This window comes from Clostridium culturomicium (assembly GCF_000821305.1).
Lineage (GTDB): Bacteria > Bacillota > Clostridia > Clostridiales > Clostridiaceae > Clostridium_J > Clostridium_J culturomicium.
In genome coordinates this window covers 1-22988 of record NZ_CCXK01000005.1, presented here as the reverse complement: position 1 = coordinate 22988, position 22988 = coordinate 1, and the positions used below count along the sequence as shown (strand labels likewise).

44 protein-coding genes are annotated in these 22988 nt (G+C 31.1%); all 44 read right to left on the bottom strand.

The genetic code is table 11. The features are described 5' to 3' along the window. Window positions 1–12: 12 nt before the first annotated feature. Window positions 13–720, bottom strand: coding sequence for a hypothetical protein (locus BN1075_RS00455; RefSeq protein ID WP_042386746.1), 708 nt, complete (start codon window positions 718–720; stop codon window positions 13–15). Between the two features lie 3 nt (window positions 721–723). Beyond that, complete coding sequence (locus tag BN1075_RS00450) at window positions 724–2478, bottom strand: tape measure protein (RefSeq protein WP_052406316.1); 1755 nt, start codon at window positions 2476–2478, stop codon at window positions 724–726. A 20-nt stretch (window positions 2479–2498) separates the two neighbouring features. Continuing rightward, a complete protein-coding gene (locus tag BN1075_RS00445; protein ID WP_148315428.1) occupies window positions 2499–2753 on the bottom strand; it encodes a hypothetical protein in 255 nt (84 codons plus the stop codon). A gap of 65 nt (window positions 2754–2818) precedes the next feature. Continuing rightward, entirely contained in the window at window positions 2819–3328 is a 510-nt protein-coding gene (locus BN1075_RS00440) for a hypothetical protein (RefSeq protein ID WP_040191055.1), read from the bottom strand. Between the two features lie 60 nt (window positions 3329–3388). Further along, window positions 3389–3970: a hypothetical protein gene (locus BN1075_RS00435; RefSeq protein WP_040191054.1), complete on the bottom strand. Its 582-nt coding sequence runs from the start codon at window positions 3968–3970 to the stop codon at window positions 3389–3391. A gap of 16 nt (window positions 3971–3986) precedes the next feature. After that, complete coding sequence (locus BN1075_RS00430) at window positions 3987–4370, bottom strand: hypothetical protein (RefSeq protein ID WP_148315427.1); 384 nt, start codon at window positions 4368–4370, stop codon at window positions 3987–3989. Further along, on the bottom strand, window positions 4367–4684 hold the full coding sequence (locus BN1075_RS00425) for an HK97 gp10 family phage protein (RefSeq protein ID WP_040191052.1): 318 nt from the start codon (window positions 4682–4684) through the stop codon (window positions 4367–4369). Before BN1075_RS00425 ends, BN1075_RS00430 begins: the two co-directional genes overlap by 4 nt. Continuing rightward, window positions 4677–4994: a hypothetical protein gene (locus BN1075_RS00420; protein WP_040191051.1), complete on the bottom strand. Its 318-nt coding sequence runs from the start codon at window positions 4992–4994 to the stop codon at window positions 4677–4679. Before BN1075_RS00420 ends, BN1075_RS00425 begins: the two co-directional genes overlap by 8 nt. 12 nt (window positions 4995–5006) lie before the next feature. Then, window positions 5007–5282, bottom strand: coding sequence for a hypothetical protein (locus BN1075_RS00415; protein ID WP_040191050.1), 276 nt, complete (start codon window positions 5280–5282; stop codon window positions 5007–5009). A gap of 8 nt (window positions 5283–5290) precedes the next feature. Then, a complete protein-coding gene (locus BN1075_RS00410; RefSeq protein ID WP_040191049.1) occupies window positions 5291–5488 on the bottom strand; it encodes a Rho termination factor N-terminal domain-containing protein in 198 nt (65 codons plus the stop codon). 41 nt (window positions 5489–5529) lie between these two features. Beyond that, window positions 5530–6483, bottom strand: a complete 954-nt coding sequence (locus BN1075_RS00405; protein WP_040191048.1) for a major capsid protein — start codon at window positions 6481–6483, stop codon at window positions 5530–5532. A 12-nt stretch (window positions 6484–6495) separates the two neighbouring features. After that, the gene (locus BN1075_RS00400; RefSeq protein WP_040191047.1) at window positions 6496–7158 is read right to left on the bottom strand and encodes a capsid assembly scaffolding protein Gp46 family protein; all 663 of its coding nucleotides are present in this window, start codon (window positions 7156–7158) and stop codon (window positions 6496–6498) included. Window positions 7159–7269: 111 nt separating this feature from the next. After that, a complete protein-coding gene (locus BN1075_RS00395) occupies window positions 7270–7545 on the bottom strand; it encodes a hypothetical protein (protein ID WP_040191046.1) in 276 nt (91 codons plus the stop codon). 157 nt (window positions 7546–7702) lie between these two features. Further along, entirely contained in the window at window positions 7703–8587 is an 885-nt protein-coding gene (locus tag BN1075_RS00390) for a minor capsid protein (RefSeq protein ID WP_040191044.1), read from the bottom strand. Continuing rightward, a complete protein-coding gene (locus BN1075_RS00385) occupies window positions 8580–9851 on the bottom strand; it encodes a phage portal protein (RefSeq protein WP_042386742.1) in 1272 nt (423 codons plus the stop codon). The genes BN1075_RS00390 and BN1075_RS00385 overlap by 8 nt, the downstream gene beginning before the upstream one ends. A gap of 16 nt (window positions 9852–9867) precedes the next feature. After that, window positions 9868–11130 (bottom strand): PBSX family phage terminase large subunit, encoded by a 1263-nt coding sequence (locus BN1075_RS00380; protein WP_040191043.1) that lies wholly within the window; start codon window positions 11128–11130, stop codon window positions 9868–9870. Between the two features lie 45 nt (window positions 11131–11175). Beyond that, window positions 11176–11964 carry a recombinase family protein gene (locus BN1075_RS00375; RefSeq protein ID WP_042386741.1) on the bottom strand — a complete coding sequence of 263 codons (789 nt, stop codon included), beginning with the start codon at window positions 11962–11964 and terminating at the stop codon, window positions 11176–11178. Window positions 11965–12160: 196 nt separating this feature from the next. Then, window positions 12161–12562: a terminase small subunit gene (locus BN1075_RS00370; RefSeq protein ID WP_040191042.1), complete on the bottom strand. Its 402-nt coding sequence runs from the start codon at window positions 12560–12562 to the stop codon at window positions 12161–12163. Between the two features lie 24 nt (window positions 12563–12586). Beyond that, complete coding sequence (locus BN1075_RS00365) at window positions 12587–12805, bottom strand: hypothetical protein (RefSeq protein WP_040191041.1); 219 nt, start codon at window positions 12803–12805, stop codon at window positions 12587–12589. Window positions 12806–12809: 4 nt separating this feature from the next. Continuing rightward, window positions 12810–12983, bottom strand: a complete 174-nt coding sequence (locus tag BN1075_RS21320) for a hypothetical protein (RefSeq protein ID WP_156132706.1) — start codon at window positions 12981–12983, stop codon at window positions 12810–12812. A 197-nt stretch (window positions 12984–13180) separates the two neighbouring features. Continuing rightward, window positions 13181–13393, bottom strand: a complete 213-nt coding sequence (locus BN1075_RS00360) for a hypothetical protein (protein ID WP_040191039.1) — start codon at window positions 13391–13393, stop codon at window positions 13181–13183. A 39-nt stretch (window positions 13394–13432) separates the two neighbouring features. Beyond that, a complete protein-coding gene (locus BN1075_RS00355; protein WP_040191038.1) occupies window positions 13433–13837 on the bottom strand; it encodes an ECF-type sigma factor family protein in 405 nt (134 codons plus the stop codon). A gap of 3 nt (window positions 13838–13840) precedes the next feature. After that, window positions 13841–14251 carry a YopX family protein gene (locus BN1075_RS00350; protein ID WP_040191037.1) on the bottom strand — a complete coding sequence of 137 codons (411 nt, stop codon included), beginning with the start codon at window positions 14249–14251 and terminating at the stop codon, window positions 13841–13843. Next, complete coding sequence (locus BN1075_RS21315; RefSeq protein WP_156132704.1) at window positions 14238–14402, bottom strand: hypothetical protein; 165 nt, start codon at window positions 14400–14402, stop codon at window positions 14238–14240. The genes BN1075_RS00350 and BN1075_RS21315 overlap by 14 nt, the downstream gene beginning before the upstream one ends. After that, on the bottom strand, window positions 14395–15063 hold the full coding sequence (locus BN1075_RS00345) for an ERCC4 domain-containing protein (protein ID WP_040191036.1): 669 nt from the start codon (window positions 15061–15063) through the stop codon (window positions 14395–14397). The genes BN1075_RS21315 and BN1075_RS00345 overlap by 8 nt, the downstream gene beginning before the upstream one ends. Window positions 15064–15073: 10 nt before the next feature. Continuing rightward, window positions 15074–16009, bottom strand: coding sequence for a DNA cytosine methyltransferase (locus BN1075_RS00340; RefSeq protein ID WP_040191034.1), 936 nt, complete (start codon window positions 16007–16009; stop codon window positions 15074–15076). A 101-nt stretch (window positions 16010–16110) separates the two neighbouring features. Further along, window positions 16111–16275 carry a ClpX C4-type zinc finger protein gene (locus tag BN1075_RS21040; RefSeq protein WP_081911440.1) on the bottom strand — a complete coding sequence of 55 codons (165 nt, stop codon included), beginning with the start codon at window positions 16273–16275 and terminating at the stop codon, window positions 16111–16113. 9 nt (window positions 16276–16284) lie between these two features. Further along, window positions 16285–16518, bottom strand: coding sequence for a hypothetical protein (locus BN1075_RS00335; protein WP_040191033.1), 234 nt, complete (start codon window positions 16516–16518; stop codon window positions 16285–16287). Window positions 16519–16579: 61 nt separating this feature from the next. Further along, window positions 16580–16780 carry a hypothetical protein gene (locus BN1075_RS00330; protein ID WP_040191031.1) on the bottom strand — a complete coding sequence of 67 codons (201 nt, stop codon included), beginning with the start codon at window positions 16778–16780 and terminating at the stop codon, window positions 16580–16582. A 45-nt stretch (window positions 16781–16825) separates the two neighbouring features. After that, window positions 16826–17062: a hypothetical protein gene (locus tag BN1075_RS00325; protein WP_040191029.1), complete on the bottom strand. Its 237-nt coding sequence runs from the start codon at window positions 17060–17062 to the stop codon at window positions 16826–16828. 26 nt (window positions 17063–17088) lie between these two features. Further along, window positions 17089–17262: a hypothetical protein gene (locus tag BN1075_RS21310; RefSeq protein ID WP_156132702.1), complete on the bottom strand. Its 174-nt coding sequence runs from the start codon at window positions 17260–17262 to the stop codon at window positions 17089–17091. Window positions 17263–17300: 38 nt separating this feature from the next. Continuing rightward, complete coding sequence (locus tag BN1075_RS21305) at window positions 17301–17459, bottom strand: hypothetical protein (protein ID WP_156132700.1); 159 nt, start codon at window positions 17457–17459, stop codon at window positions 17301–17303. 34 nt (window positions 17460–17493) lie between these two features. Continuing rightward, the gene (locus tag BN1075_RS00320) at window positions 17494–17790 is read right to left on the bottom strand and encodes a hypothetical protein (RefSeq protein WP_040191028.1); all 297 of its coding nucleotides are present in this window, start codon (window positions 17788–17790) and stop codon (window positions 17494–17496) included. Then, window positions 17780–18079 (bottom strand): hypothetical protein, encoded by a 300-nt coding sequence (locus BN1075_RS00315; RefSeq protein ID WP_040191027.1) that lies wholly within the window; start codon window positions 18077–18079, stop codon window positions 17780–17782. The genes BN1075_RS00320 and BN1075_RS00315 overlap by 11 nt, the downstream gene beginning before the upstream one ends. Before the next feature lie 32 nt (window positions 18080–18111). Further along, the gene (locus BN1075_RS00310) at window positions 18112–18324 is read right to left on the bottom strand and encodes a hypothetical protein (RefSeq protein WP_040191025.1); all 213 of its coding nucleotides are present in this window, start codon (window positions 18322–18324) and stop codon (window positions 18112–18114) included. A gap of 27 nt (window positions 18325–18351) precedes the next feature. After that, the gene (locus tag BN1075_RS00305; RefSeq protein ID WP_040191023.1) at window positions 18352–18603 is read right to left on the bottom strand and encodes a hypothetical protein; all 252 of its coding nucleotides are present in this window, start codon (window positions 18601–18603) and stop codon (window positions 18352–18354) included. 147 nt (window positions 18604–18750) lie between these two features. Next, window positions 18751–18954: a hypothetical protein gene (locus BN1075_RS00300; RefSeq protein WP_040191022.1), complete on the bottom strand. Its 204-nt coding sequence runs from the start codon at window positions 18952–18954 to the stop codon at window positions 18751–18753. A 145-nt stretch (window positions 18955–19099) separates the two neighbouring features. After that, window positions 19100–19483, bottom strand: coding sequence for an ASCH/PUA domain-containing protein (locus tag BN1075_RS00295; protein WP_235777732.1), 384 nt, complete (start codon window positions 19481–19483; stop codon window positions 19100–19102). Window positions 19484–19518: 35 nt separating this feature from the next. Continuing rightward, entirely contained in the window at window positions 19519–19785 is a 267-nt protein-coding gene (locus BN1075_RS00290; protein ID WP_040191021.1) for a nucleoside triphosphate pyrophosphohydrolase family protein, read from the bottom strand. A 232-nt stretch (window positions 19786–20017) separates the two neighbouring features. Then, window positions 20018–20449 (bottom strand): single-stranded DNA-binding protein, encoded by a 432-nt coding sequence (locus tag BN1075_RS00285; protein WP_040191019.1) that lies wholly within the window; start codon window positions 20447–20449, stop codon window positions 20018–20020. A gap of 56 nt (window positions 20450–20505) precedes the next feature. Then, complete coding sequence (locus BN1075_RS00280; RefSeq protein WP_040191017.1) at window positions 20506–21180, bottom strand: HNH endonuclease; 675 nt, start codon at window positions 21178–21180, stop codon at window positions 20506–20508. Between the two features lie 82 nt (window positions 21181–21262). Beyond that, on the bottom strand, window positions 21263–22288 hold the full coding sequence (locus BN1075_RS00275; RefSeq protein ID WP_040191015.1) for a nucleoid-associated protein: 1026 nt from the start codon (window positions 22286–22288) through the stop codon (window positions 21263–21265). A gap of 11 nt (window positions 22289–22299) precedes the next feature. Then, window positions 22300–22758 (bottom strand): hypothetical protein, encoded by a 459-nt coding sequence (locus tag BN1075_RS00270; protein ID WP_040191013.1) that lies wholly within the window; start codon window positions 22756–22758, stop codon window positions 22300–22302. Between the two features lie 3 nt (window positions 22759–22761). Beyond that, window positions 22762–22988, bottom strand: a 227-nt coding sequence (locus tag BN1075_RS00265; protein ID WP_040191011.1) for a hypothetical protein, incomplete at its 5' end; no start/stop codon positions are given.

Here is a 22988-nt window from a genome sequence, read left to right as displayed (position 1 = left end):
CTATTTTCCCTCCTATCTATATTGATTAGTAAATATTAATTCTATATTGCTTATATTTCCTATATAACTAATATTGTTTGTACCTGGCACCATTCTAGCAAAATCACCAATAGCATCATTATCCTTACTTGTGCCATCTGCATTTCTAACTTGCAGTAGCTTACTATCAATCTCAACATACCCATTAACATTATTAATACTCATAGTAACGTCATTAACTGTAATTTGAATATTGCCTTGTCCATTAACTATGAATAACGTTTCAGCCCCTCTATTACCTTGACAAACTGCTGTAAAGTTACTGGATGATATATTTACCCTCATCTCGTTTAAGTCCTCCATAAAAGGCTCCACAGTAAACTCAACATCAAACTCACCATATACTTGCAATTGCTTGTTGATATCTCCAAAAGTTACATTTTTAACTCTGAAGCATCTATCTTGCCTATCATATAATAATCTGTTATCAGTTATATCTGTAAGCCATTCATAAACTAAGTCTAATTTGCCCCAGTAGTTATTCATATCCAATAATCTAAACTTAACTGATATGCTTCTATCTTGGTATGTTCCTTTTTTAACTGTTAAGTCTCCATTTCTGCCCTCAACTGGTATTTTCTCTATTTCCTCAGTTAATAAAGGGATAGAAGGATATTTTGAAACATATAAATCTATTTCAGTACAGTTTCTGCTATTAAATATTAATTCATATTCGTTCATATCCTACCTCCCTATAACATATTTATTAAATTCATCTTGATGTGGTGCAACAACTTGTCTAGTAAATTCCCTACCATCAATGTTAAGTGATATTGCAACTTGTAATAAGTCTTTAATCATGCCTCTTAAATCATCAATAGGTAATACTGCCTCTGATTTAGAGCCTTGACCATTATTTGCGTCACCTACTCCAATATTACCTAGTATCGTAGGTTGTGTGAAAATAGCACCTTTAGAGTACCAATCAACTCCAAACTTTGGTATAGAAGGTGGGTTCAAACTGAACTTACCCGATATATTAAAATGTGGAAGTTTAATCTTAGGAAGTGACCAATCGAATTTAAAGAAATCTTTCATTGTCTCTATAGCATCTTTTAGTTTATCTTTAGCCCAATTTATTGGTTTCATAATCCCGTCTTTTAATTCTTCAAATTTATTTTTAGCACCATCAACTAAAGAAGTTACCTTTTCTCCTATCCAATCTTTTGCTGCTCCAAAAGCTGTTTTAATAATTTCCCATAGCTCTATCCAGAAGTTTCTGAAGCCTTCACACTTATTCCATAACAGTACGAATATTGCTATAATTGCTAATATTGCTGCTACAACCCAGGTTACTGGGCATGCTAGAAATGCACTATTTAAAGCCCACTGTGCTATAGTTTGTGCTATTGTTGAGCTTTTAACTGCTAACATTACACCTTTTAATGCTCCGAACACTGTAGTTAATCCTGTTATTATATCTGATATAAACATTGCTATCTTTAATCCTATATAAGCTAAAGTTAGCCACTTAACAGCATTAACTATTCCCATAATTTTATTGTAAGTTTCCTCTCCAAATACTTGGATAATAGAATCTTTCATGCTTTCTACTATACCTTTTCCTTCATCTATCCCAAGAGTAAAGGCATCTGTTACCTCAAGTATTTTAGGCATGAACTCTAATAATCTTTCAAATATAGGCTCTAGAACTTGCTGGGATATGTTAGTTATATTATCTTTCAATGTACTTAACATACCTGAAAATGTCTTACTCTGTGCATCCATAGCCCCTTTTGTATTATTTGCGATACTATCAATAGCTGCATTATATATATCAGCACTCAATTGACCTTCTGATGCTAACTTCTTAACATCTGCTACTGATACTCCTAACGTTTCTGATAATGCTTTATAGATTGGTATGCCCCTATCTTGAAGAATATTTAAATCTTCAGTATAAGCAACTTGGGCCATCTGTACTTGAGAATATTGTCTTACCATTTCTTTTAAGCTATCCTCTTGAATTCCAAAAGCACTTCCCATGTTACCAAACTTGGTTAATTGGTCAAACATTGCTTGTCCTTCATATCCTGCATTATGCAGTTGTTTAGCCATAGCATCTACACCCATTTTGCTAAAAGGTGTTTTAGCTGCATAGTTAGTGATTTCATCCATCATATTTTTAGCCTCTTCTTGAGTGCCTAGAAGAGTTGTCCATGATGTAATCGAAGTTTCTAAACTAGCATTACTTTTAATTCCCATGCCTATAAATGCTGTGGCTAATCCACCTACTGCAATAGCTCCTCTTTTAGCCCACTTATCAATGGTACCCATAGCATTTTTGCCAATTTTACTCAACTTAGCCATAGCAGCTGAACTTTTATCTGATGAAGTACTTATACCATCTAAACTCTTATCAGTTAATCTAGCTTTTTTATCTATTTCATTCAAACCGCTTATAACATCCTTGCTGTTAAGTTCAACCGAGCCTTTCAATTTAAAAATATCTATTGTTTTCACCTCCCTTGGATAGAAACATTATTTAATTTAAACTTTTGTAGTAAATTATTGTTGGTTTCTTTAACTTTCATATAATCTGTATCAGGTTTACTTACAAACTTCTTTCCTTCACTTATGTAATCTAAATACCCCATTCCTTTTCCATCAAGTTGAAGTAAGATATTATCAAATAAATATCTTTGATAAAGCTTGGAATCCATATACTCTATATAAACTCCTTCAATTATCGGTAATGCTTCTTCTAAATCCATGTTTTCTATATAAGAATAGCAACCAGATTTAAAGAGAATCCCCACGAGAGAATTATTTAACTCTTCTATTTGGTTGCTAAGTTGAAAAAACTCATTAAAGTCTTACTTTGAGATATTTCCTTAATCTGCTCTATAGTAATATCAATTTCCTGGTTTTCAACTTCTTTTAAAGGTTTGTTAAATATTTTAGATAAACATTTGTAAATTTCTTTTTCTGCATCAGGTATCCTCATTATGAAATCGTAGATTAGTTCCATACCTAACCTTGTTATTTCTCTATTAACCTCAACCATGATTCGCTCAAAATCTATTTTGAATTGAGGATTTTTATTTAATATTTGCTGCGTTGTCTCTTCCTTATCTGTTTCCGTTAATGCCTCATACACCTCAAATCCAATATCCTTTATTATCAACTCTCTAAGTTCAGTTAATTTATTATCTTTTTTAGCATTTAAATCAGAGAACTGTTTTATAGTATTGGAAATAGCATCTTTCATATTAATTTTTTTAATAATTCTTATTATCTCCATAGCCTCTGGAGTTGTTATTATAAATTCTTTATTTTCATTTATCATTTTCTTTCCCACTTTCTAAACATAATAAAAAAGAGACTAGCTCTGCTAATCTCTAATAATTTAAACTGTTTCATTAAGAGTTATAATCTCATATGGTACTTTATTTAACTTTGCAAAACCATATGCACTTACAAACTCAATTTTACAAGTACCATCATCAGATGCCTTAGTTTCTACAGATAAATTAGCATTATAAGCATTATGTAATACTATTATCTGAGCCTTTTCACCAGCTTTATTTACTCCAACCATTACTATATCATTGTATTGAGCATCTGTGATAGTTCCTTCTTTAACAGTATATACTTCATATGTGGTAGATGAGTTTGAATCTTTAGTATATAAGGATGCTTCTAACAGTTTTTTATTTACAAGCCTTCCTGAACCAGTTATTTTACCTTCTGCTCTTATTATATTCTCAAATCCTTGAACTCTCTTTTCGTTAAATCCAGCTATTTGAGTGCTATGAATTTCTTTGGTTTCCTCAAAATTTGTGCCATCATCAGTTAGAACTAATAAATTCGCCTCTATTAACTTAGCTGCAATCTCACTATCTAACTGTTCAATATCGAAACTTGGTACTAAATAAATATTAGCTGAACCAAATATATTTTTATTCTTTACAGTTGTTGCTGTAGACATATTTAACACTTCCTTTCTAATATTTAAATATTTTATAACTCAATGTAACCATAGCTTTCTTTTCTTCTAAGTCATTAAATGGTATATACCAAACATTGCTCCTAATTATCTTAGAATCACAATTAGATATATATGTATTATTCAATAGTTTGTCTATCTCTATGGCTTTATCTCTTATCTTTAGCCTATTTTCTAAAGCACTTGTGATCTCAACATCTAACATTATAGAATCTTTATAAATTAATCCTTCTATATTTTTTAAAATATAAGCTATATAAGTATTTCTACTATAATCTAAATCAATATCATTTTCATCTTTTAAAGGTAAATAATCAGAATATACATTATTATCATCAATTGATATTAATTTATAAATCTCTTGTTGCAATAATTTCATCAATCATTTACCCCCTTTAAATGTTTTATTAATATATTTTCAGCATCTAACTCATTTAAAGTATCTCGCATCCACCCTTTAGAGGTACTATTTCTAAACTCTGTATATGGCGCATACTTTAACATTGACCCAAAAGTAATCACATATTTATCATTACTTTTTTCAGTCTTAAATGCAATTGCTCTTTTTAAAGCTCCTGTGTCAACAGGTGCATTAGCTTGTAAATCAACTACTCCTGTAACTTCAATTTCTCGCACTGCTGCTTCAATATGATTTTCTATTCCCTTCATAACACCATCAATGTTAGTCTTAAGCATTTATTATCACTTCCACATCTTTTATTGCGTATATATTGTAACTATTCCATGGGATATGCTTTTCTATCTCGTATGATTTACTATTTATTAGAATAATATCTCCAACACCTAATAATTCATCTGCATATATCTGAAATTTACTCTCTATATCCTCGCCCCATGTCTTTTTTATAGCTTGTATATCAATAGGCTGTAAGTTGACCTTATACAATATTCCTGTTTTCACATAAGTTGCTACAAGTTGTCCTACCTCATTCTTAATTGTAGTCTTTTTAGTAGCTTCAATCTCTGTATTTTTAAAAAATATCACAGTATCCACCACCTAAAATAACTTAATATAAGGTCTTGGTAAAAGTGCCTTTACATCATCTGTAATAGTAAAAGCTTCAATTCCTTCTTTAAAAGTCATACTCTGACTTCCTTGACTCATAGAAGTTACTCCAGAAACCTTTGTGTTCATTAGATATTCAGCATTATTAATTAAAACTTTTATAGCTAGAGCAAACTTTTCCTTTATATCCGTATCTGTAAAGTCCTTATTCAAGTACCTTCGTATAGCTATAATCGCCATCTGCTCCTTTTCTGTTGGATCATACATCTAATCACCTACTCTGTAGCTTTCAAAAGTTCAATTAATTCTTCTTTTTTCAAGTTTTCAAATTCTGTTAAACCAAGCTCTTTACATTTTTCTTTTAGGTCTTTAACTTTCATTTTTTCTATATTTTCTTCGCAACTTTTTTGATTTTCTTCTTTAGCTTTTATTGCTGCAAGTCTTCTTGCACGATTAAATGATGCTAATCCCATAAATATCCTCCTAAAAATGAAAGGGCATATTGCCCCTTCAATTATATTTTATGTTTAAATGCTACTATTCTTATATTCTTAGGTTCATATACTCTCTCCCAGTTAGTTTGGGTTGCCAATTCTGTATTACTTGGAGAATCACCAACTACAGATGTATTAGTGAACTTAACTCCTCTTGGATGTAGTATGAAATGTTGTCTATTGATAAGGATATCTTCACCTGCTAAGCTATCTCTATCAGTTTCAGTTGGTACTGGAGCCTGTCCATTCCCTTTACCAATAGCTCCCTTACCAAATAAGTAAGTAGTATATACATCACTATCTTTAGGACATCCATCATCCACTATAACCTCTTTACCCATATAACTTGGGAACTCAACAATACCTTGTGAATTTGGGATATACTGAATCAAATTTTGTTGCTCTAATACTGTGAATGTATCAGAATGCATCATAACCGCTGTAAGCTTGTCGGAGTTATCTCCAAGTTTATTCTTTGCAACTATGAAGCTTAAGCCACTTATTTTCGCTGCGTCCTCCAATTGACCAGATATATCATGTACATTTGCAGACATTGAACTTGCTCCGAATATTCCCTTTAATACCGCTAGTAATGTTTTTTGCTCCATTCTTGCCCAATAATCTGCTACTAGATCACCAATTGCACCCATTGGATCATCACCACTTAGAGCTTTAGCTAAGTCATTAACTCCCCAAGCTTTTCCTCTCATTAAAAGTGCTGCTACGTCTTTACCTGATCCTATGTTATTTACTGTTAATGCTTCACTATCTGATAATACTTCATCATCACCAGTTAGGTCCTTCCAGAAAGGCATATTAATTAACTTTCCTCCAGACATTGCTAATGCATCTAATTCTGCACTAGGTACAACAATACCACTCTTAACTAACTTTGATAATTGAGCTGTTCTTTCGATTACATAAGGATTAAACACCTCTGGTACTATAATATTTGAAATTTTTGTTGCTGCCATTATACTTTCCTCCTATTTACATCTGCTTTCCATTAATTGTTTTGCTAAAGCAGGATTTTCTTTTAAAATTCTAGCCTGTTCAGTTAGATTTATTTGCCCAGGCTTCCATGGATTTTTCACTATTGACTCTCCATCTTTAGGTGGTTTGTAAGCCCCACCATTCAGACGTTCTTTTACTTGTACTTCAACTAATTCTTTAATTGATGTATTATATAACCCAATTAATTCAGCTGTTAAAGTTTCATCATTTGATATTAACTTAGATAGTAGTTTTTCAGGTATATTTTTACCTTCTTCGCTATTTCTGTACTTGCTTAATCTTTCACCATCTTCTTTTTCTTTTTTCATAGCTTCAAGAGTAGCCTGTAGCTCTCTAAGTTTCTTTTGTTCCTCTGTAAGTCCTTCATCTGACTTTGCTTTAATGCCTTCTTCTATTAGTCCAGGTAGTTTATTTGCTTTAAAGTTTTCTTCAAATTTTGCAACACCTTTACTAATACCACTGTCTAAAGCCGATTGATAATAAGCTTTAATCTCCTTGTTGCTAGCTAACAATTCTTTAAAACTATCTACATCAATTTCCTTAGTCTTAAATTCTTCGTTGCTCAATAATAAGTCATTTATCTCCCCATCATCAGCAACGTTTTCTATAAGTTTTAATAACTCACTTTTCTTCATCCTAAAAACTCCCTTTCTACCCCCTAAAGTTCTTGCCCTTAGAGTGTTATGGTTAAATAGTTTATCCTCATTTCGGAGCATAATAAAAAGCCTTAGTTGCCTAAGACTTAATTAAACTCTTTCGTATGTCTTTTCAAATATATCCGGTTTACATGGATAAATTTCCCCATTAATGCCCTTTATAATGTAATCACCTTGGTTAGCTTTCATACTTCCTTCTAATGTCTTTATAAGCATTTCACATGTTTTATCGGCTTCATAATTTACAAACCAAATAGTACCTTTTTTAATTGCTTCAATTATCCACTTTGGGTCTTCTACTTGGTTCATGTCTCCAGTCCACTTAAAAGCTTCAATTACAACTGGTTTCTTTCTATACTTAGCCATATTCTCCTCCTTAATTTTAAATATAATAAAAGGCCTTAATTACATTGTGATTTAGGTTTATTACACCATTTACATCTGTAACCAAAGTCTTTTTGATAAACTATTTCATGTTTATGATTTTTAGTGTTAAATATTTGCTTTATTTTTTCAATCAGCTTCACTTTATCCCTACTTTCCATTCCTCATAAGTCTGCCAATTTACCTTTTCTTTATTTTGATTATCTCTTCTGAATTTAGGCTTGTAATCTTCACTAGGTAATGATACTAAAGAACATCTGCAGTTAATATGTGAATCTTCGATAGGTATTTTCTTATTTGGGTCAGTTCTTCTCCACTTCTTACCATCATATCTTCCACATATTTTACTAGTTTTATCATCAAGTGTTGCCATCCACATTTGCCAATCTATGTCATAATCTTTTGCCCAAACCTCATTGACTTCTGTTTGAACTCTAGCAGTTTCATTTCTTACTAACCTTTTAGTGTTACTAGCATTAGAATTAAATCTATGTTTTATTACCTTTTCAATATCATTAACCGTTATATTACCTTGCAAAAACTCTTTTATTTCATTCTGTAGTAACTTTGCAACTTTCTTTTTATTTGCCCAGATTCTATCAGAATAGATTAACCCATTAATTTTTTTGTTGATAATTTTCTCTAATGCCTTTTCACTTATCTTTTGTAGTTTAAAATTCAAGCCTAAGGACAATAAAAAAGAACTACTATAGAACTTGTCTTGTCCTATTGTGATTAGCAATTCTCTTAAACCGTTTATTTCCTTCTCGGTCTCCTCTTTGAATACCTCGACAACTGTTAACTTCACTTCTTGGTAAACCTTCTTGAAATCGTTATTAGATAAGTTTAAAACACTATCTTTAATTTCATACTTTAACATTATATTTGCTACTTGTGTCATTAAAGTATCTCTGTCTATCTTCTGCTGCTTAAGTAGCTGTAAAAGTTCCTTGTCAGCCCTCTTATATAACTCCTCTGCAAACTCTAAAGATTTATCATTGAAAAATTGCTGGTATTTATTCAACTATACCACCCTCTATGTTATCTAAATCTACATCATCCATAGCTTGTTTTTGTTCTGCAAGTGCTTTTGCATACTCTGCTTTACCATTTTGAATAAAGCTTAATTGATTTAATCCAGTTTCAGCACTTAATTTCCCATTAAGTTGACTAATTATTTGGGCCATAGAAATATCATCAGAAGGAACGTTCATTGTAAAGTTAATCTTTATATCTCTATAGTTATAATCTTTACTATAAGCTTGTCTTAAATAGATAAATAAAAGCTTTAACCTATTTCTAATTGCATCACCTAATGCCTTCTGCTCTATTCCTATTCTATTCCTAAGATTTATAATTCTGCTTAGAATTGCCACTCCACTTAAGTTGCTTTGCATAGCTTCATTACTATTAATAGATTGAGATATTTGATATATCTTATCTTCTAATGTATCAGCTAAATTTTTAATGTAGTCACTTGGTATATTCTTTATTAGAAATTCAGCCTTACCACTTGGGTCTGGAATTTGCATTATTCCACTAGACTTCATTTTCTTAGCTTCCTCTGTGTCTAAATCTAACCCTGTAAGAACTAAATAAGCATCCCTTAAGTCAGCACTGTTATTGATCCAGTCACTTAAGATATTTTCAAAAGAATCTTGGAGTGTTTTTATATCATTGTATATAGTTTCATTTTCTTCCTCATCTAATCTTGCAACTGATACTGGAACACAACCGAAATAAGAAGGTGTAAATTCTTCAGACTCTTCAAACTCCTCATTAAAATGATAAATACCTTCATCACAATAACAATTAATATAAAGTGTATCGTCTAATTCTTTTCTATAAAAATAAAGTAGCATCTCAACTTCATCCTCGTTATTGCAATAAGCAACTGAATTAAGTGGATTTACTACTTTAAACTTTAATTCTTCATTATCTATATAAGCTATCTCATAACACTTACCAAAGATAAGCATATTTTTGTATAAAATTGCATCTAGTGAGCCTTTTTGTATTTGAGTATTATATTCTATGTCCCTTACTACTGCTTCATCATCACTCATGCTGGTGTATGTTATTTGGCTTCCAACACCATATGCCACGTGCTCCGTAATGAACTTCTTAACATAGTTTGTATTTACTACCTTATTACTTCTTTCTGTATTAGGGTAATTAGTGAATATTTCTGTTTTCCCCTTATAATAGTCATACATCTTTGTATATAAAGGAAGTTCAGATTCATATTTTTCTTTTAATTTCATTGCTGTATCTAAATTGAAAATCATTTTCTCACCTCCTAGCTTAAAATAATAAGCTTTTATCTAAAAACTTAACTTTAGTTCTCGCCATTCCTATTTCAGTAGTCACACCATATCGAATACTGTCTAAGCTATGATTATATTTGTCTATAGGTACATTTATATATTCTCCATCCTTACCTTTCTTCCATGTATAGTTTTTTAATTCCTCAACTACCCATGTAAGTTTAGGATGTACTATAATTTCATATTGCTGCAGTAGGTTAATACCATTAATAATACTATCCTTACCCTTTACAGCTCCCCTTGCTCTTATTAATCCATTTCGCCTTAGTTCTTCAATACTCTTAGGTTCAGCACTATCACAAGTAATAACTTCTTTTCTATATCCCATTTCAGTAATTTTCTGTGCTATTTCATCATTTAATAGACCTTTTTTTTCAAACCCATCAAATATCCATAGCCTTTTATTAACTTCATCTAAGATTTCAGCTCCAAAAGCAGTAGGATCGTTAGTGTAACCAAAATCCAGATTGAATATAGCTTTACTGTCCTTAACTTCCTTTAAGATTTGCATGTAGTCAAAGTTTTCAACCTTCCAGTTTGTATAAATCAACTTATCTAAACTCGCAAATTCACCTAAAGCATAAATATTATAATAAGCTGGATTTGTTTTCTTCATTTCTAACAAGTTATCAATATATTCCTGTGGTAAAAACTTATTATCTTTATAAGTGGTATGCAGAATTACTGTATTATCCTTGTTATAGTCTGCATCTTCTGCAAACCATCTTTTGTATACCCAATTTTCTTTACTAACTGGGTTGAACATACAATGTACCTGAAGCATACCACTTTGACTTCTAAGTCTTAAACATAGTTGGTCAAAGTCAAACACATCAATCTCTGTACATTCTTCAATTACTATGTCATCAATATCAGCAATGGATTTTATCTTTTCTGGATCATCCATACCCTTGAAAATAAAATGGCTACCATTAGGCAGCTCAATTGTTAAATCTGTTTTATTAATTTTACATTGGTCATATAAATGCCAATCACTTAGAATTGACTTAACCAATGCAAAGCATGAATCCCTCAAAGTATTACTTACTTTTCTAACTACCAGGCACTTACGATTGGAAAACTTTAAATACTTAAATACCATCTTAGCAAATACAAAGTGTGACTTACCACTTCCAGCACCACCATAGAATACATTAAATCTAGTATTATAATTCTGTAACTGTGATAGATATACATCATTAAAGCATTGCTTAGATATTTTGAATTTTGTATTACTCATAGTAGTCAATCACCTCCTTATAAATAAAAAAGGAATAGAATTGCTCTATCCCTTAAACCTTTTATTTAAAATATTTTGTACTTTTGTAAATGTACTTTTAGTAATTATAACTTCATGTTCTCCAGTTACTTCAATATTACCATGGCTTACAATGCCTGTATAAAAGTTATTTTTTAAAATAACTGAAATAGCTTGTTTGCTAAATTCTTTTCCTCTATCAGTTCTATAGCCTTGAGAATTAATTTTATCAGCTATCTTTTGAAGTGAGTTATTATTCAATGCAAGATTAAATATTTCCTTAACTATCGCAGCCTTCTCCTCATCAATCAATATCTTTCCTTTTTCCCATTTATAACCCATTGGAGCTACACCACAAGGTTTTGAACCACTCTTTGCTTTAGTTCTTCTGCCTTTTGCAAGTTTTAATGATATACTCATTCTTTCATATTGGTCCAATAACTCCATCATACCATTTATTAGAAAATCATTAGGATCCTTATTGTATATGCTATATGTCGGCTGTTCAATGCTTATTACATCTGCACCTGCTTTTTCTATTTCTCTTCTAACCAGTACCTTTACAATATCACTTCGCCATAACCTTGAAGTATTTAATACTACAACCTTATTGATTCCATTAAAGCTGCTAAGTAAATCATTTAGCCCTGGTCTATCTGCTTCTGTACCTGTTAAACCTTCATCACTGAATATATTAACCAGTTCTAAATTGTTTTCTTTGCAATACCTCTTTATAGATTCTTCTTGTGTCTTTAATCCATATCCTTTTTCCACTTGTGTTGCAGTACTAACTCTTATATAGCCATATACCTTCATTCTAAAGGCCCCCTTTGTTTTGAAAAAATATTTTTGGGAAGCGCCATACGGTTTTAGGTATACTATTTAGAATGGTACCCCCCTACTTATACTTTTATTATAAGCCTTTAGAAGAATAACGTCAATTATCATTTATGATTATTCACTATATTGTATCTATTACATTGATATTACTTAATTTTCTCACCATTGTACTTTAATCCTCTAGTGATACCTCAATGGTCTTGTTAGTCTGCTCTATCTCCTGCTTATCTACCCACTTGTAGTTATTCTTGAGGGTAAATATAGCTCCAACTGCACTATTCTTGTTAAATAAAGCCTGTTCATACTCAGATTCTACTCTTTGCTTAGCTCTTTTTATCGAGTTTATCAAGTGTACTTTCACATCATAATCTAACTCCTCATAAGCTGGATTATCTAAGCAATTCTCATAGTTTAATAGAGTTAGCCTATCAGTATTTAAATACACTGCTAAACCAGTTACAGTAGGTATTTTCTTATTATCTTTACAATCATTAAAGAACTCTTCTATCTGCATATCTAACTTATCTGGGTCAGTAAACTTAAATGGTCTTCCTATTCTCTTAGTATTACTCATATACTTACACCTCACTTTCAATAACTATATTTGTCTTATTCTACCGTTAACTCTTTTATAACTTCTAGCTTTAGTTACTTCTCTTAGATCATCAGTAACTAATTCTTTAGCTAGCTTTCTAGATCCACAATGAGAACATGCTAGATATTTACCTTCTCTTAATGTAGATTCTAATTCATCAGTTAATAAAACTATTTCTTTACTACAACTCTTACACTTATAACTTGTATATATACCATCCATATTCTCACCACTTTCTAATATATTTAAATAAAATAAAAAGCCTAGCTGCTGGAATACTTGATTCCGTTATAGCAACTAGACTAAGCAGCCTTGCCCAAACCCATATCTGCTCTTGCTGGAACACCCTATGACCAGCTCCACTAAAAACCAGTCCTTGGTCGAAGGTCTGGATTCTCATTATACCCTAGGTATATGAGCTAAATAATAAAACCGCTAAGGATTACTCCCTAACGGTTTATTGGTTAACTATATCATAGCATTGGATTGAAACTGTTGTAAATAGTCATTTACATGTCATTTTCTATTCAATTTTAATTCATTTATAAATGGTAAAATCCGAGATGATTAAACCATGGCTTTTATTTGAATTGTGAATTATATCATGCCTTGTTCAATTAATTTCTTTATATCTGACAAGGCATTTATTGCTCCATCTTTTCTTGCTATCTGCACTGTATTATTCACATGTTCAAGTAAATAATTGATTTCACCATCTAAGCAATCATAATCCTCGCCACAACCTAAGTTGTGTTTTTCTCGCTCTAGACTTTTAATCTGTTTATTAATAAACTCTAATAACTTCTCCATAAAAATCCCCCTTCTTAACTAATTCACAATTTGTACATTCTATTCAGATTTAGCCATTCTATAAACAGAACTTTCGCTTATACCTAGCTTCTCTGCTGTTTCCTTCTGTGTATATCCAGCAACTATCCTTAAAAATTTAACCTTCAAAGTATTATTACTTAATAATTTAAGAGTTTCATCAACATTTATATCTCTCTTAAGATTACTTAATATATTTCGGTCTATCATAAGTAAAGTTTCTAGCTTATTCTTTTGTAAACAATACTGATCTAGATGATATTCCTTATTTCCTCCTGGAATCGTATCGTAATCATTATAGCTTGTACCACCTTTATAACCTTTAGGAGAAAAGGCTTTAAGATATAATTCATCTAACTCCTTAAGCTGCTTCTTAGTTTCAATTATTCTATCTTCTATCTGCTTAATCTGTTCAAGTCTAGTCATGCTCTACCCCTCCACCAACTCTGGATTTTCGTATATGTTGCCTATAATTTCATCACCAAAATTTCTATGGCTTGTATCACCCATTGAACTATAAACTATTTCTACATATGCTTCACCTTGATACTTTTTATTAACTTTCATTTTATACATCCATGAATTATCTTTCCATACAACTTCTTGTATATATCCGTTATATGACTTACATAAATCTCCCTCATAAATTTCTTTACCATGCTTGTCCTTTAATCCGGTGTATTGCATTAATTCTGCAAATTCAAATCCTAATATACATTCTAGATTTTTAGATGTTCCTATATACAAAAATTCACCTTCAAAATTAATTCCTTCTATTTCATCAAAGTTTATCATTTCTTCATTTGATTTATCCCAAGCTCTAAACTTAATCTCCCTCATTCTCTACATCCTCCTTGATACAGCTATTACACGTACACTTATAACAACTTCTAGCATTTATACACATGGATATTGCTTTACCAATAGCTAATATTGGAATCCATCCGAAGAATATAAATACCTCTATTAAGTATGCAGTCTTATCATTCATTTTCAACTACCTCCTCTATAAACCCCTTATTCTTAAGCACCTCACGCACATAATAGTAAAATGTATTGTATATCTCGCTACCCATGAATTGCTTGTCTATAGGACGAATAACAGTATTGTATCGTGCTTCAATCGTCTTTAATCTTGCATATAGACTTTTAGGCTGATACTCACTTCTGTAATTGCCTTTCCTTATGTTGAAATCAAAACCTTCTGGTTTTAAGCATACATTTTTACTTTCTAGTATTTTCATAAATTCTTTGAGATGTTTCTTCTCTTCAGCATTTAACCCTTTTAATGTTTCATTCATTTCAGGCTCTTCCAGGAACACATAATATTTAATGTTATACTTATTTAAGTGTGCTAATTCCTTAAGTATTCTTGTATCATCCTTTAAGTTTCCTGCGACTTCATCAATACCATTCTTTCTCTCGATTACAATATCTCTATCAAAGTAAATCGCCCTCTCTTGACCTTCAAAACTATTGGCTGGAAGCATGCAAGCATAATCTCCAAAATCAAGTTTCTTAACTTCATAAGATATCTTCTTCTTAGTTAAGAACTCTATTACATGCTCATTGGCCTGTTCTCTTGTATCAATCAGTATAGTAAGGTTGCTCATTACTTTCTTAAGCTCTGTATCAGTAAATTTATATCTCATTAAATCACCTCTAATTTAAAATCTGTTTAAATATTGCTTCTAGTACAGGGATAGGAATACTATTCCCAGCCTGTTTATAAAGTGCTCCATTTAATTTGCCTTGAATGCCTGGATGAACCTTTAAAGCTGCTTCAAAATCTTCGTCACTGTATCCTTGAAGCCTCCAACACTCTTTTTCAGTTAAATATCTATATCTTCCGTCACCTAAATCAATAACACCACTGTTCGGACTTCTCATTTGTTTGCATGTTATTGTCTTACAATGGTCTTTAATAATTTCTACTCTGCCATTGAATGCTGAGTTAGTAGTTTTATTTATAAGTTTCAACATGCTTGGTTGAGTAACAATATATTTTTCTTCCTCTGTACCTTCTAAAAATTCTTTAATATTTCTCATAGGCTTTTTCTCTAGTGTTTCAAAGTTAAAGAAGGTACCATCTAAGCAGCTCACAGTAAATACTCTATTCCTATTCTGTGGTAATCCAAAATCCATAGCATTTAATATCTCAAAGTTAGATGTATATCCTAACCTTTGCATTTCTTCCAAGTACCTATTAAAGTTATGGAGCATATGCTTACTAAGGACATTTCGAACATTCTCCCAAATAACCACACGAGGCTTCCATACTCCCATTTGTTTGATGATATTGAGTGTTTCCCACATCAAACTACTTCGAGTTTCTGAACCTTCATCAGCTCCCTTTTGTTTTCCTGCTATGCTGAAATCTTGACATGGACTTCCATGGATAAGAATATCAGGTTTCAAGTTCCATCCAACAACTGATTGAGTTTTATACCCTAGGTCCTTTTGAAAAATTGCATTGTAGCTACGTACTGCCTTTTCATCTATTTCAACATAATCTATCGACTTAACTGGCACACCTAAATTAACAAGCGCCTTTCTAGGTGCTCCAATCCCTCCAAATAGCTCAAGTATTTGCAACATTTTATCACCTCAATTGTATCAAATTTAATTTTACACAATTAGTAAGGATAGGAACTTGTCCTAAATCCTCACTAATCTGAATAGTTTCTTTGAATTGCGTATTAATTATTATTTTCTGTAAATTCTATTTCTTTATATTCTGCTTGATCATTAATTAATATTTCCATACATAGAAGTACACACGTATCGCATATATCACCATCTTTAGCGGTTATTATCCTTTTAACTTCTTTTTCAGTCCTACCACAAAAATTACATTTTTTCATACTTCCTCCTTAATATTTATATAAGTAATTCCTATCTAATTCAGCATAACCACAATCATTGCATATATAAGTTATATCTGCTGTTGGAATAGTTATTCCGTCCTTTGTAGTTATCTTATTTTCGACCACTGACATTATATTGACATTTGTACTTCCACATTTACATACATGGTCGATATAGCCATTTTCAACTGGATTATCTTCTGTATCTAAATCATAAACATTACAAAATGGATGCCACATTTTATTCATCTCCTATATATTCATTACGAGTTATTTTTACACCATTTTATTGAATTGAGTATTACCAAGTCATGGCATCTGGAAATTGTTCTTCAATTTCTTTTAATTTATTCTTTAATTTTTTAACTTGGTTTTCTTTTACAATGTTAAAACATTCTATAGAGCAAGTTGGCACATGTAGACCATCAGTACACAAAACAGAATAAAATACTTCACCATCTTTATGTCTACTTCTACAGTTATGACACATATATCCATCCATGTCTTAATCCTCCTTAACGTATTCATAAATTATTTGAATTGCGAACTAGTCTAAATGATAATCTATAAATATTACTTCACCATCACTATATCCTTCGCTTGACACTTCAACTCTTGGTTCATAGTTATCACTTTCATCAAATACTTGACATTCTACCTTAGTAGTATCATAGTTAAAACCGCATAAATTCATATCTTCTTTTATATATTTTTTTACTTTTTCCATGCCATCTTGCGACATTACATTCTCTAAAACTTTATCAAGAAACTTATCAAATTCCATATTATATCCTTCGCAATATCCACAGACTATTCATTAACTATATATGAATCGTCGCAGGTCTTAAGTATTCCCTCCCTGCTGTATATATAGTTTAAAAAGTCACATTTGCTTTCACAGTTTCTATGATTGTCACATTCTCTACAACAATAATCTTTGTTGATATCAGAACATAAACAGCCTATTTTACAACCCAATATCATAAATTACTTCACTCTCCTTATTTCACACTCTCTACAAATTAAATACTTTCAAAATCCTTTTCTATTTCTTCTATTTCTTCATAACACTCTTTGCAAAAGTTTATGAGCCTTTGTTCACCATCTATCTCTACAATTTCCTCATTGCATGGTTTTCTTTGGTTGCAACTTGTACATTCTGTAATAAAATTGAACTCCATAAATATTAACCTCACTTTCTATTTGGATTATGAACTACTCTATTACCTGAATCTCTTCATCATCTACAACTTTTATATAAGCTATTGGACAACATTCTTTTAAATCTCTCCAAAATTCTTTAACCCAATATGGAATTTCTGTTATAAAGTTTGCTATACAACAAATCAAACCGTAAGGAAGTACCACTGTATATTTCAACACTTCAACTAGATTTCTTAAAATATATTTAAATGGTCTGATTGCCAAATAGCTATCTTTCCCTATAGAATACAGCTTATGGTTATGATAGTGCTTCATTAGATATTTAAATCTACTTTTCCTAATTTTCATTCTCCATACCTCCTTCTAACTCAAACAACTGTGTTAAACCTTCTATTTTGCTTTGTAGAACCTTCGTTTCCTTCACAACGTCTCTTATATCCTCATTGTCGATAAAAGCTCTTTTGGAAAGGAATTTCAAAGCATTTTCAAAACTAGAACAGTATGCAATATCCTTTTCTATTTCTTTACCGACATTTTCTTCCTTTGTGAGCTTTCCAGGTTGAACTACTTTCTTTTCCTTAACTACAAACTGAACTTCATCTGTTTGAATAATATATTTACCTAAATCTACTCTCATTTACTTACCTCCTAAATTCTTGTTTTATTTGATTAATGAATATTTTTAATCGTATATAATTCTTTGACATCATCTTCAAGTATATCTTCTTTTAATTTTTCACCTTCAAGTGGTTGAACCCAATATAAATGTTTTCCTATACATTCTGTATTACCACTCTCATTTATAGTTAGAACACATGTAACTACACCCCATTTTAATCTACCTTGTGAACTATATTTAATAACATCAGTAACCTTAATCATCTTGTCCTCCTTCACTTAATAGTTGAATTACGAAGAAAGACTGGCTACATATTTTTTAGAGTACCCACAAATATTTATTAAAGCATCTTCTGCATCTTCTCTCGTATCAAATCTTGCTAAACATTCGCCTTCTTTTAACTTATCACCCTTATATGAACCACTCCATCTGATTGGTCTTATATAGAATTGACCTTTAATATCTTCACCAATTTTTAATAATAAGTCTGATTTACCAAACGAGTATTTTTTTAGTTTTTGCATTTCTCTACCTGATAACATTAAAACTCCTCCTTAATTTTATTGCGTAATTTCTTTGAATTGCGAAATAAAAAATACCGTATATTCAGTTTTGAATAGTACGGTATTATGATTAAATTAATATTTAATTTTGCTTTCGTAATATATTAAAAATTGATTGTTGATACTTTATTTTCCACAATATTCTTTTATTGAATCAATTATAATATATGTACTGTAAATTATTGTTGAAATAATAGCTAATCCTATTACTGCTATTGATGCATCATCCCCACTAAATCTAAATATCTCATAAAACACAAATATAAATCCATAAAGAATTACTATTCCAAGTAAAAATGATTTTATAAGATTTTTATAAATTTTATTCATAAACTTCCCCCCTTATTCTTTATATATACATTTTAACACTTTAACATTATTATAAGTTAATTATATAATAATTTGTAAATACCATACTATTCAATTTTCAAAGAACAAATTCTCTATTTAATTCTCAATATCTACAAATTAAGAATTACTTAATTCCTAAGATCACATAATCTTTATCTAACCCATACTGTCCACCATTTAATACATACGTTATATTCTTTAGAGTATACTTACCTGTATACTTCCCCCCATCAAATTCATATAATTTAAGTGTATCTCCTACCTTGTAATTCCTATCATTCTTTCTAAGTTCAAATGGTTTTTTACCTTCTAATACTGCTGTGAAAAACTCTGGAAGTATCTTTAATTCATGAATTTTAATTTCATACCAGTCACATATACCTTCTTCAAATGTTTCACATTTCCCATGTTCATTAATCTCAATACGTTCTTCATTTAAGTTTCTAACACAACTATCTTCCCAATAGTATTTACATTTATCATTCATACACATCATATTAATAGCCATTAATACTCCTCCTTCTACCTCATAATTTAATCAGATTACTCATTTAATCTCTTCTCTAATCTCTGCAGCTTACTCTCTTTAATCTCCTCAATCAACGATTCATTACTCATTAACTTAAGCTGCTCTAACATTATCTCAACATCTGCTATCTCTTCCTCTAGGTTCGTTTCTCTACCTCTCAGCTTTTTAGATATAGCTTGTATCAGTTCGCTGCATTCCTCCATAGCAACAATTTGTTGTGCTGCTTCTCCATAGTTTCCTATAGCTTTTCTATATAACTCAATTCTCTCTTCTCTATTCAATCTTTTCTCCTTTCTGGACCGGCTCCTTAGGACAACAGAGGGAGCGACAATTTATATTTATCAGTCAGGGGGTGACTTGCTAATATACATTGCATGATTAACTACCTCACATCCTTTTCTAAAATATTTAGTAGTTAATACATCCCTCTGCTGTGTTAAAGAGCCGAAATCCAATTAAATTTATAAGTTAATCCACTAATGATATTTTTGATTACGGAGAATATCTAACTCCTTAATTAAAAGGCATGTCTTCCCCATCATCTATTGGAGTCATATCTCCATTGCCGAAATAATCGGAAGGTATTCCTTGCTGCTGATATCCACCTTCGCTATTGTTGCTGCTATTGTTCTTACTATCCAGGAACTCTACTCCTTCAAACATATCTGCAACTACTTCCGTTACATAAACTTTTCCGTTCTTACCTTCATAGTTTCTAGTTTCAATGCTTCCTCTAACTAGAATTAAGCTACCTTTGCGAGTATAATTAGCTACTGCTTCTGCACTCTTTCCCCAAACTACTATTGGAATAAATGCAGTTTTCTTGTTATCTCCAAATCCTTTATCTACTGCTAATTTAAAACTTGTTACTGCAGTTCCTTTTCCTGCTGTAAACTTAAGCTCTGGATCAGCTGTTAATCTTCCTTTTAAGACTACTAAATTCATAAATACTACCTTCTTTCATTCTTATTTGATTTTCATATGATAATAGAATCTTATAACTATATAATTTTTAATTGTTGTATCCCACTATTCACATATCTTAAGTATTTATATATATGTTTTTCTCTTGTCACATCATAATGTTCATATTCTTTGTACCATTCATGAAATAACTTAGTACCTTTGCTGCAATTACAACTTTTACAAGAAGGTATAATATTGTTGACTGTCATTTCTCCACCTTTGCTTAATGGTATAAAATGCTCCATATGCAAAGGCAATTTTCTTCCACAATATGCACATTTGTTTTTAAAATCATTTTTAATTTGTATCCACTGTTCGTTAGTAATTGTAGCTGGTAGCTCACTAAGTTTAGTTCTCCTGCGTTGATTTTTAACTAATACTTTGCCTTTATTACATTCATACCACCTTTTAGATGAATTTCTTATTTTGTCTTTATTTTTATTTCTCCACATCTTAGCCTGTACTAATTCCTTTTCTTTATTGCTTTTATAATACTGCTTCCTTAGATTACTTAAATATTCCTTATTATTTTCACGATATTTTTTATGTTTTTCATCTAATTCAGCTTTATGTTTTTTATAATATTCTTGGTTATATCTAACTTCGCATTTCTTGCATTTTGTATTATAACCATCCTTATACCCTTTTCTTATGTTGAAACTTTCAATTGACAACTCTTTACCACACATCTTACATACTTTAGTTCTCATACATTAGCTCCAGTATAATTTAAAATAAGATCTCTTAATGAGAACACAGAATTATGACTGTGTCCTCATACAACCTCATTACCTACTTTTCAGCATAATTCATAATGTTTTTTATGACCATGTTAATGCTACCATCACCATTTCTTACAACTTCAAATTTACTTCTATCGTTATAAGATTCCTGGTTTAAATAAATATCTATATCTTTGTCAACCTTAAGTCTTATCCTTTTCAACTTTTTATCTACATAATGCTTGTCAACTTTAAATTCATTATCGCAGCTCTTAGCCATTTGCAGTAAATATCCTTCTTTTCCCTCACCCATAAGACTTGCAACCTCTTCTAGGTTAATTTCATCATCATGAGTAATCTTTTCTCTTATCTCTCGCCTAATCATTTCAGCCGTTTCAGCATCTTCTCTCACAAAACGTTGAATGAAATTTTCAGTACCTCTTAAGAAGTTCTTCGTATTGTCTCTATCATTGGTTATTATCTTGCATCCAAGGTAGTTATCCATGAAGTAATTGGCTCCATAATCCTCGCTATCCTTATTACTTTTCTTCTGCTTGTCTATTACTAATAAATCATATTTATTTTCACTGTTAAACGGTCTTATAAATGCACACTTTTGTATTTTTGCACTACTTGATGGTAATCCAGTAAATTGTGGTATTAGATTAATTCCTATATTGTCCTCTACAAACTCTACATTGTGCATATAATTCTTGATATAATCCATCTTGAATATTCCTATGAATGGTCCATGCTCTGTTGTAAAACCAACTGTTAACAAGTCACATGATGGAATATTCCCCTTTGATCTCATAAGAATAAACATTTGTCTTGCTAATTCTTTGGATACTCTAACTAAATCACATTCACCGCTTAAATATTCTTTAGCAACTTCCTTAACAATATTTCTCTCGTGGTTAAATACTGCATACCTTAATTCATCATCTCTTAAAGATCTTTGAACATGTTTAAACACAAATTCATATACTTCTTCAGTAAGTTGTAATAAATATTCATTTAGTATTGGTTCGTCTGCATTATTATCTAATACATGGATTGTTGCTTCCATTATATTAATCTCATTTATATACTCCATACTTCTTCCTCCTAAAATTTAATGTATTTTTTAGAACCACTATACAAGTCAATGTTATAAAGTTTTACACCATTCTTCTTTGCTAGTCTTGCTAGATACTCACCTGTCAGCATATCAGTATCATATTTACCAACCACATCTAAGAACTTTGTATATTCCATTTCTACTGGGAGTGTTTCGAACATTCTTACATCAAACTTTTTCAATCTTGGTTCATCCATGCTGCCTTTCATCTTATTTTCTTGCGCCTTAGCTTTGTACAAATCAACTATATAAGGCTTTTCTTCATAGACATCAGCTATATATTTATTTATGTTTGATATGATGCAAGTTGATGTAACATTGTATTTTTTAGCAACTACAACATAGCTACCTTCACTGAAATATTCAATCATTAAACGCTCTGCCAAATCTGCTTTCTGATATTTACTTACTAACTCATTCCACTCTTTAGAAAATCGTTTATTCATGACTTACACCTGCCTTACTTTTAATGGTGTGAATAATATCCTACCAGCTTCTTCTTTTACAGTTTTATTAATTTCTTTGGTACTACAATCTACCTTTTCTTGAATTTCTTTCGAAAGCTGATTACTCTGTATCTCTCTGCTATACTCTACACTCTTCCAATAGCCTTTCTGCTTGTCTAATCGCTCGCTCACGGCTTCTAACTTCTTTTTAAGAGTAATAACACTCATGA